Below are 10206 nucleotides of genomic sequence, written 5' to 3'. Positions count from 1 at the left end.
CAGATCCGAGGGCTGATCGAGTTCGAGCCTGTCGACGGCCCGGATGCCTTTTCCAGAGGCGGCAAAGACCCGTTTGGGCAGAAGGACGGTCGGCGAAAGAAGAAATTCAACGCCGTCGCGGCTGCGGCGGCTCGAAAAACCGGTCAGACGAAGGCCGTCGGCGGTAAGGAAATAGACGCTTTCGTTATCAAAGCCGGTAAGGCAAAAATCGCGCGGATCTCTACAATCAACATCGAAAACCAAAAAGCCGTCCTGCGCGCGCAAATTCATTTCATAGACCGCTTCGATCCAATTCAAAAAGAGCTGATCCGCGCCGACGCCGGGAATATCCAGCGGCAGACGGAAGGAAAGGTTGAGGGGTGACAAGGCGGTGAACGGCTGCGTGGTCAAAGAGAAAGGATTGCAGGCCGATCCCCACGCCTCGCCGAGGAGGCGGTCTCCGAGAAACAGTTGAACATGATGATTGACGGCGACCTCCCGCGAAACGGACAAGCCGTGGAAAGCGATTTTGAGATTGACCGCGCTGTCTGCGACCAGGTTCGGCAGATCCACCGCAAGGCGGAATTCAGAATCGTCGGTCAGCCGACGCCAAAACCAGTGATCGTCTTCGGCGCGGGGATAACCGACAAGCCGATCGTAAATGAGATCCTCTTCGAGGTGTAATCGAAAAGGAGCGCTGCGGCGGGCGGTCTTCCAGCTTCCTCTCGGCGAGGCATCCACCGGAGCAAAGCGCAATCCCGGCGCACCGCTCCAGCTGAGCTGATAGACATTCATGTCGGAAAAGGGAGAATAATAGGACGAGTCGCCGCGCAGATGTTCGCCGACAAAGATGAGGCGGTCCTGATAATCGAATCGGCCGTCTGCCGCGCCTTCGAGGAGCAGGGCCTTTGGTTTTCCGCGCCAGGTGAGCGCCAGATTGCGCGGATCGACCTTGAGCAGATCGACGCCGAGTCGCGCCAGATCCTCTCCGGTAACGGCATAGATGCCGTCCTTTTCCACGTAGAGCCGCACCTGAGGCACGGCGGAAACGGTGCTCTTGTGCAGCGTTGCGTCGGCTCGTTGCGGCACCTTCCAGCCGCGGCATTGTTCAGCATTCATCAAAACTGATCGAAATGCTGCATCCGCCGGTTCTTCTATTGCGGAAGCGGCCGCATTCGCTCCAAAATCAATCCGTGCGGTCAATGAGCGAGTCGTCTGCAGCGTTTTTTGCCCAAAAGAATACCGCGCCGGATAGAGACGAACGATCGCAGCAGTATAGTCTCTTAGGCGGACAACTTGACCCAATTCGGCAGAAACAGCAGGAAAGCGGTCGCCGGTAAAGGAGACTGCATCGCCCTCCGTCCGCTCGAGATCGTCGACCTGCAGGATCTTGAGCGACTCGTTGAGGATCGTCAGACGCGGGGAAGCATTGTGCGGCAGACCGACGAGGAAACCGACCATCGGCAGGCGCGGCATGCCGGGTTCGAGCACTGCACCGGCGTTCGGCAGCACAACCTCGCTGAACCGGCGTCCCTCGCGCATCGTGCTGTGCACCGTCAAAGAGTCAAAGAAGGCTTGAAAAGTCAGGTGGTCGGCGGCGGTCTCCAAAAGGCGAACGTCCGCTGCCGAGCCGGTCAGGCTCAGCGTCAAAAGCAGCCAAACGAGGCTAAACCAGCGCGTGTTCTTTATCATATTCCATCTTCCATACGATTCTGCGGGTACGGGCCGCTTTGAAGCGGGCAATCAGCTTTTGCATGGATCCGGCAGCCATGATCATTAAAAAGTGATCGAGCGGTAACCGAAAACGCACTTTGGAAATAAAGACGGCATGCACGCAGGTAAACGCGGCAAAGTACAGCAGCCACAGCAGCCACTCTTTGCGGCGCACAAGGTCGGTTTTCAACACGCCGTAAAGCGCCAGCAAAAGAATCGGCGTGTAGGTCAGGATGCTGAGGCTCTTGCCTATACGCGGATCCACATCATAGCCGTCAGTGGTCGGCGAGGGATCGAATCGCCACAGCGCCGCGCCTTTCAAGAACGACAAACGGACAAAATGCAGCGGGTGCGCCTTTATAAACATCTTGGCTTCCTGCGTATAGATTTTATCCGCTTCTGTTTCCGAAGCGCCCGCAAGCCGCTGCTCCAAGTCGGGAGGCAGATCCAAATTGCTGCCGGTATTGTAGGTCGCTGCCGGATTGTTTCCCAGCCACAAATTCCGCCCGCCGTTTGTGGAGAGAGTCGGGACGCCGAGGACGAGCGCATTGCGCGCCATCCAAGGAAGAACCACAAGCAGAAAGGCAGCAAAAAAAACTGCGGCATGTCGGAACGTTCGGTGTCGATTCTCCTGCTGCGTCCAAAAGAGCCAAAGCAGGGTTATCGGCGCCAGAATACCGGCAGTGGTGACCGAGAGAGTCGAAACTCCGATCAGCGCACCGGCCGGAGCAGAGAGTCCCACCCTGCCCTTTTTAATAGCAATAAACAGGGCGTATACTGCCGTCAATAGAGTGACGGAAAACCAGAGATTGGCGAAAAGGGTGCCGGTCATAAAAATGAAATAGGGATAGACGGCAGCATAGAGCGCAGCGGCCAAGGCAAAGCTCGGCGGCATGATCAAAGCGGCGATCTTGAATACAAAGTAGACTGCGACGGAGCCGAGGAGCGAATGAACAAGGCGAATTTCCGACGGACGTTCGCAGCCGATAAAATTTAAAGCAGCCAGAAGAAGCGGATAGCCGAGCGGTCGAAAAGCAGTCGGTCGGCCCTGCACATCGACAAATCCGCGGCCTTCGGCCAAGGACTTGCCCAGCTCCAGGTAGTCGTATTCGTCTTCCCAAAAGACAAGATCGTCTAAAGTGGCTATATAGACCAAGCGGAGAAGAAAGGCGACTGCCAGAACGACCAAGAGTTGTGTCTTTGTGCTTTTCATCGGATTAATCCGTCCATTGAAAAACGCCTTTTCCCACGGTGCCGATCAGAGCCGCATTTTTGGTCGTCGGCAGAACGTAAAGTGACTTGGCTTTAGCGTCCCCCAGACCGGTGTTGGTGAGGCTCCAGGAGCGGCCGTCGCGGCAGGTATAGACCGAGCCGCTTTTGGTGATTGCCCAAAGCTGCTTGCCGTCGTAAGTACCGGCAATCTCCACCAGCGCTTCCGAGAAAGCATCGGCGGCTTTTAACCGCCAAGTTTTTCCGGCGTCGAAAGTTTCATATAATCCGGTATAGTCGGTACTCATCAACCAGTGATCGGCATGATCGTTAAAGAAATAGAACGACTGCCCGGCGGCGATCTCTTGTTCATTTCGGTAAACGCCCTCATTGATGGACACCCAAGTACGGCCTTGGTCGGTACTGGCAAAACTGCCGCGCCAACGGGCGCCGAACACGATCAACTGCGGATTCAAGGGATGGACCGCCGCAGTGTAGATTTTACCGTAGGCGTAAGCGGCCTGCCAGCTCGATCCCTGATCGTTGCTGACATAAAGCCCGTGCTCGGTGGCAGCCAACACGAGCCCGTCCGCCGCCACGGCAAGATGATTGATGAGCGGATTCATCTCGCTCTTCCACACATACTTCCAGGAAGCGCCGCCGTCCGCAGAACGCCAGACGCCCTTTCCCCAAGTTCCGGCAAAAAAGATCGAATTGTTGTGCGGATGAACGGCCAAGCAAGAGATGTCGCGCGCTTCCAGTCCGTTATTGGCGGGCCGCCAGACACCGCCTGCATCGAGGATAAAGACGCCGTCTACCGTGCCGGCCAGGCAAACGGTACCCGAGGCGTCGGAGGTCAACGCCTTCACGGTGGTGGTTTCGGGCAAGCCGCTGCCGAAAGGACGCCACCCCGCATCCTTTGAGGGACTCGTGACATGGCTGCAGGCAGCAAACAGCAGCAGCAAAGCGCAAATCGACGTCACTTTTCCGTTCATTTTTCACTCCATTTTGCTTATTAGACGCCTTCGTGCACATCCGCCGTCAACAAGAGTTTTGCCGTATGCACAAGGCTTTCGGGGTGGTCGGCAGGCACGCAGATCAACTTGGATTGGTGTGAAACGATCAGCTCTTCGATCGCTTCATTCTGAATTTTCTCGAACAGCCAATCCAGAACGTTCAGTTCTGCAGCCTCGGAGCTCATCATGTTCGGGAAAAGGCGATAGTAAGCGGCCAGCAGGGCTTTCTGTGTATGCTGCCAGGCCAATCGGTTGCGTACGCGCTCATAGCCGTATCTGCCCATAAAGCGGCGCAGCTCCGGCTGATCCAGCAGGTCTGCGATTGACTGGGCAAAGCGCCGCACATCGTTCGGCCGTACGTAAACCGCAGCCCGTTCGGCAGAGCGGCGATGTTCTTCCAAATCGAACGCCACGATCGGCTTGCCGAACGCCATGTATTCGAGGATTTTGTTCATCGTCGAGCTGTTGGCCCACGGCGACCAGGGATCCGGATCCACGCACACATCGGCCGTCGAGAGGATGCGGCACAGCTCCTGATCCGTGACGCGGCCGGTAAAATGCACCCATTCGTCCAACGCCATTTTTTCGGCGAGTCGTTTCATTGCCGGCATGGCGGGACCACCGCCGATCAGCGTAAATTGCGTATCGCGGCGCCCGAGTTCACGCACGTAATGATCTACAGCCTGCAGAAGCAAATCGACGCCGTCCTGCGGACACATCTCGCCGAGATAACAGACCAGGAAACGGCGCCCGTTCTTGAGTTCCGGTGCCGGTTCGACAGGCTGCAGGCGCCGCAAATCGGGTCCGGTGCGCACCACATAGACATCCTCCGGATCCCTCCTGCCGCGAAGGATCGCAACGCGCCGGTAGGAATCGTTGGTGCACAATACGATTTTAGCCGTCTTGAAAGTCATCCGCTCCAAGGCCAGCAGCATACGCTTCAGCAGCCTGTATTTGCCTCGATATTTGACGTCGAACATTTCGGGAGCCAGATCGTGGTGATCGAACACAAATTTCTTGCCGAACAGGCGATAGAATCCCGCCAGCAGCCAATAGGTATCGGGAGGGTTGCACGCCTGAATGACATCGAACCCCTCTCTTGCCCAAACTTTGAGCGACAACCAAGCCGTACGCAGCCAGGCATAAGCAAATTCAAAAACATAGCCGATCGTACCCGAGGCCTCGATGGGCATCCGGTAGCGATAAATCGCTACACTATCGATAACCTCATAGCTTTTGGGGTACTCTTTCGACTTGGGACAAATGACCGAAACGCGGATTCCATGATTACGCAGCGTGACGGCCTCCAGCCACACGCGGCGATCGAACGGCACCGGCAGATTCTGGACAATGATCAATAGTCTACCAGCAGATTCCTTCATAATTCACCTCATCCAAGTTTTCGCGAACGGCGTTCTCCAAACCGCTGAGATCAACGATCCGGTGACCGTTCTTCAATTCTCCTACCACAGCTTCATGCTCTTTATTGCGATTGCCGATGACCACCACATCCGATTCTTCGAGCACCTCGTTGAGCGAATCGGCCAACGATTTCTCCAAATCGGGAAAATTTCGTTTGATCGTATCGACGTTCGAGCCGTTGCGTTTTGCTGCCAGAACGTTGCGGTCAAAAATGCGCAGCGTATAGCCCTCTTCGAGCAGGCGCCGCGCCAGCTCCACCACCGGACTTTCGCGCAGATCGTCGGTACCTTCTTTGAAACTGATGCCCAGTATTCCGACTCGACGGCTGTTCTCCTTTTTGACCATCTCGGCGGCAAAGCGGATATGCTCTTCGTTGCTCTCCAAAGCAGCCTGCAGAAGCGGCACTTTGACGTCGGCCTGACGGGCGTGACGGGTGATGGCGCGCAGATCTTTGGGCAGACAGGATCCGCCGAAAGCAAATCCGGGACGCAGATAGACCGGCGACAGATTCAGCTTGGTGTCCTTTACAAACACGTCCATCACGACGCGCGCGTCGATGTTGAACTTTTTACATAGTCGGCCGATTTCATTGGCAAATGCCACTTTGACGGCATGAAAGGCGTTGTCGGCATATTTGATCATCGAAGCCTCAGACATGCCGATGCAGAAGAACGGCGCATCGATGGCGGCATAAATTTGCCTCAATCGCTCTTCGGTGCGGTCATCCAGAGGGCCGATGACGGTTTTCGGCGGATGATAGAAATCATACACCGCCGTTCCTTCGCGCAGAAACTCGGGATTGAGGGCAAAGCCGAAATCCTCGCCGATCTTTTTGCCGGAAAACTGCTCCAAAAGGGGTACGGCGATGTTTTCAGCGATACCCGGCAGCACAGTGCTGCGCAGCACCACGGAGGTATACTCTTTTTTGGCTTTCAGCGCCGCACCGATTTCCATAGCGGCGCGCTCCACCTGCCTAAAATCGATGGTGCCGTCTGCCGCCGATGGCGTACCCACGCATACAAATACCACCTCCGAAGCCTGAACGGCTGCGCGCAGATCGGTCGTAGCACGCAGACGTCCGCAGCCGACCTGCTCCTTGATCAGATCGCCGATGCGGTCTTCGACGATGGGCGAAATCCCCTGCGAGATGAGCCTTACTTTACCCGCATTGTTGTCCACGCCGATGACCTGATGCCCCATCTCGGCGAGGCAGGCCGCCGAGACGCAGCCGACGTAGCCGAGTCCGACTATGCTGATATTCATAAACCTCTCCCTTCAAAAACGGTCACGTCTGAAATGACGGATTTGATTTTCCCGCGCGCGGTGCGGGGAATGGCAGACACCTGTTCGATTTCCAGTTCCATTTCTTCGCCGAGCCGCAGGCTGAGTTTTTCGAGAATGGCGTCAGCGTCGCGGCGGCCGAAGGAGTGATCCGGCACGACGCGCAGTACCAGACGCTGCCGTGACGGCTGATAGATCTGCGCCTGAATCAGGTTGCGCGCCCCCTTAAAGATATGATCCAGGCGCCCGACCAGTTTGCCCGAAGGTGTGACGACATAATCATCCGTGCGTCCAACGATTGCCGTGACGACCGGATATTGTCTGCCGCAGGGACAGGAGCCGCCCCGCACCTCGGCAATGTCGCCGATGCGGTATCGAATCAAAGGCATGGCGCGGTTCGTCAATGCGGTGCCGACGATCTCATAATAAGGCTCGCTCAACGTGGAGGTGCGCAGAAATTCTACGATGCTGTACTCTGGCACCACATGATAGGAACCCTGCTCGCAGGTATGAATCGCGGCAATGCGCTCCGCCATCCCGTAATAGTCGAACACGCGGCAGCGAAAAGCCGCCTCAATGGCCTCTTTTTGTTCTGGGATAAGGGTCTCCGAGGAGGTGAGGATCGCCTTGAGCGGCAAAAAAAGGCCGCGGTCGAGCATGTATTTCGCCAACACATAGATCGAAGAAGGGTAGCCGTCGATTGCCTGAATGCCGTATTCGGCCATGGCGTCGAGGTAACGCTCAAAGGTGCTCTCGGACAAATGGTAGGAGGACATGACCAGCTTGTTTTCGGCCGGATTGAGCTGCCAATAGCGTCCGCGCGCCGCTTGTTTTGTCAGCAGTTCGCCCTTCAAAGTGGCGTAGCGGTCACCCGGCGCCAGTCCGGCCCAACGCCGCTGCCGCGAGAGCATGGCGTACTCAAAGCCGACGTTGTGCAGATCGCGGTAGAGGGTCAACGGCGTACCGGTTGTGCCGCTGGTCCGGCAGCGATAGAGCAGCGGCAGCGAGGCTTTTTCCGAAATAAAATCCTGCGATCTGCGGCGTACCATCTCTTTTTCCACAAAGGGCATGAGGGCAAGGTCATCCAACGACCGTATATCCTCGGGCCGGACGCCGAACACCTGCATGGATCCGCGGTAATACGGCACGTGATCAAACGCGTCGCGGATCATGGCCTGCAATTGTTCGAGCTGATAGGCGCGCAGATCCGCCGTCGACCACCATTGGGATTCTTCCAAAAACCGGCTGAAGCGGCGCGAAGGACTGATCACCCGCTTGACCAACGCATGTTTGACGCCGTTCAGCGTCACCCCCAAGTCAATATCGCTTATGGACAGCTTTTTCATCTCGCACTCCGTCAAAGTTCCTATCCTTTTGCTAAAATCTGCCCGCCTTAAGCGGCATATGGCTCCAGCCCTTGCGCGACCTTAATTCGTCGAACGTGCGTTTGTGCACGAGGCTGGAGTAAAGCGATATGTATCGCTGCGCAATGCCCTCGATCGAAAAGTGCCGGGCGATGTGCTCTACGGCGCGGCTGCCGATCCTTTGCCGCAACGAGGGGTTGTTGATGAGCACGCGCAGCGCCGCAGCAAAGAGGGCCGAATTTTCCGCATCTACCAGAAGGCCGTAGCGGCCGTTCTGAAGAATTTCGTCGGTAATGCCTGGGAGCCGATTGGCCGCCACAGGCAGACCGCAGGCCATCGCCTCGAGGACGGCGTTGGGCTGCCCCTCCACTCGACTGGGGTGAACGTAAATGTCCGCCGCCGCCATGTACTCATGCACGTTCTGCTGCCGCCCCATAAAACGAACCGTATCTTCGAGGCCGAACTCGCGAATCATGCGGCGCACCTGCTGGACAAAAAGGTGCGTTCCGATCTGCATCTCACCGGCCAGCTCGCCCGCGTCGAGAGGACCGACCACCCACAGACGGATACGCTCACGCGACGCCGGCTCCAGGGCGTGCAGCGCCCGCAACAACAGATCGAGACCTTTGTGGAACTCGACCGAACCGACGGTGAGCAGAATGACCTTGTCGTCGGCGCTGTGAAACCGCTGACGCAACCGGAGCTTTTTTTCGTTCGTGACCGGCCGAAACAATTCGGTATCGACGCCGTTGGGAATGCGCACGATTTTCTCTTCGGGCAGCCCTGCCGCCAAGCATTGCTCGGCCAGGTCCTGTGAAGTTGCCACGAACGCGTCGGCAAGATTAAAGATCGACGCATGCAGACGACCGAAGCGCCGCCGGTTTATAGCCGCTGGCCCGTCCAGCCGTTGATTGGTGAGCTTGGTGATCAGCGGCAGCTTTGCAGCCGAAGCAGCCAGATTGACCTGGGGATGAAAACCGTGCGCATGCACAATCTCGAACTTGGGCGCATACTCTTTTACGGCGCGATAGAGGGCATAGCCGTAGGATAGGCGGCCGAAGCGCGAAAGACGATTGCGCAACACGCGCTCAACGATGATCCCCTCGTACTCATCGATGCCCACCAGACCCTTTTCATGGGTGCCGCTCAGCACGCGCACAAAGCAACCGAGACGCTGCAGCTCCTTGCCCAGCCGATGTCCCTGCAGTCCGGCGCCGGTAAATTCCGGCGGATAAAGCCAATGTGTCATGAGAATGCGCATGCTCTTCTCCTTATGCGCTCCTGTAGTTCATTCGAAACGCACGCCGCAAATGATAGCGAAAAACGACCTCATAGAGTCGGTGTGAAGCCTCCAGTTGTATGTGGCGAATCGATTTGCCCGCGGCAACAATCCAAGGGGCCGTCACTCGGTTGACCACCAGGCCGCGGATGAAATATTTCAGCTTTTTTATCCAGTGTTGTTCGGGCGCCAAGACGCCGTAGCGCTGCACCAACAGCTTGCGAAGCTCGGGCGATTTGCGGTACCAGCGATAGACGGCCTCTCCGTAGACCTGTCCCTTGCGAAAATATCCTTCAACCGTAAGCGGATGGTGATGAACCGCAACGATGTCGCTGATGTAAATAAAGCGCATGCCCTGCCGAACCAGTCGAGATGAGAATTCGGTATCTTCGGCTGCCGGCAGCGTTTCGTCAAAACCGCCCGCTGCAAGAGCGGCGCTTCGTTCAATCGATGTATTGGCCGCCCGATAATCCTGCCACTCCAGTTCCGCAATCGGCAAATGATCGAAACGGGTCTCCGTATCGCCTATCCTGCCCTGCTCCGGCGTACGAACGGCCTCGGACATGGTCACGCGGCCAAGGATACACACTCGACTGCCGAAATGAACCTGCCACTGCAGGTGCAGGCCAAGAACATCGGACTTGGGAATGGTGTCGGCGTCCAAAAAGACAACATAGTCGCCGCGGGCGGCGGCCAATCCCGTATTGCGGGCCGCTCCGGCGCCGCGGCTTTGTGCTTTCATCCAGGTAAAGTCCAGGGACGTGCTTTTGCCATACTCTTCGAGCATATCAGGCGTACCGTCGGTAGAGTGGTCGTCCACCACAATGACTTCGAAATAGTCGCGCGGCAGCGTCTGCTCCTCGAGCGCCGCCAGAACCCGCCGCAGCGTGTTGCGGCGATTGCGATTAGGAATGATGACCGAAAGGCGAATATTCGTCTCCAT

At 57.0% G+C, this 10206-nt stretch carries 8 protein-coding genes; all 8 read right to left on the bottom strand.

Going from position 1 to position 10206, the window contains the following annotated elements; all coding sequences use genetic code 11:
• Positions 1–1671: hypothetical protein (locus ONB24_11100; GenBank protein ID MDZ7316663.1), on the bottom strand; the 1671-nt coding region annotated here is incomplete at its 3' end.
• Complete coding sequence (locus ONB24_11095) at positions 1646–2905, bottom strand: glycosyltransferase family 39 protein (GenBank protein ID MDZ7316662.1); 1260 nt, start codon at positions 2903–2905, stop codon at positions 1646–1648. The genes ONB24_11100 and ONB24_11095, both read right to left, overlap by 26 nt.
• A gap of 4 nt (positions 2906–2909) precedes the next feature.
• A complete protein-coding gene (locus tag ONB24_11090; GenBank protein MDZ7316661.1) occupies positions 2910–3896 on the bottom strand; it encodes a hypothetical protein in 987 nt (328 codons plus the stop codon).
• Positions 3897–3916: 20 nt separating this feature from the next.
• A complete protein-coding gene (locus ONB24_11085; GenBank protein MDZ7316660.1) occupies positions 3917–5299 on the bottom strand; it encodes a glycosyltransferase family 4 protein in 1383 nt (460 codons plus the stop codon).
• Positions 5280–6602, bottom strand: coding sequence for a UDP-glucose/GDP-mannose dehydrogenase family protein (locus tag ONB24_11080; GenBank protein ID MDZ7316659.1), 1323 nt, complete (start codon positions 6600–6602; stop codon positions 5280–5282). Before ONB24_11080 ends, ONB24_11085 begins: the two co-directional genes overlap by 20 nt.
• Entirely contained in the window at positions 6599–7966 is a 1368-nt protein-coding gene (locus ONB24_11075; GenBank protein MDZ7316658.1) for a hypothetical protein, read from the bottom strand. Before ONB24_11075 ends, ONB24_11080 begins: the two co-directional genes overlap by 4 nt.
• Positions 7967–7997: 31 nt before the next feature.
• Entirely contained in the window at positions 7998–9245 is a 1248-nt protein-coding gene (locus ONB24_11070; GenBank protein ID MDZ7316657.1) for a glycosyltransferase family 4 protein, read from the bottom strand.
• A gap of 10 nt (positions 9246–9255) precedes the next feature.
• Complete coding sequence (locus tag ONB24_11065; protein MDZ7316656.1) at positions 9256–10206, bottom strand: glycosyltransferase; 951 nt, start codon at positions 10204–10206, stop codon at positions 9256–9258.

Source organism: candidate division KSB1 bacterium (assembly GCA_034505495.1).
In the GTDB taxonomy this organism is placed as follows: Bacteria; Zhuqueibacterota; Zhuqueibacteria; order Residuimicrobiales; family Krinioviventaceae; genus Fontimicrobium_A.
Note: the sequence above shows the minus strand (reverse complement) of the source record. Positions and strands in the feature narration are given on the sequence as shown.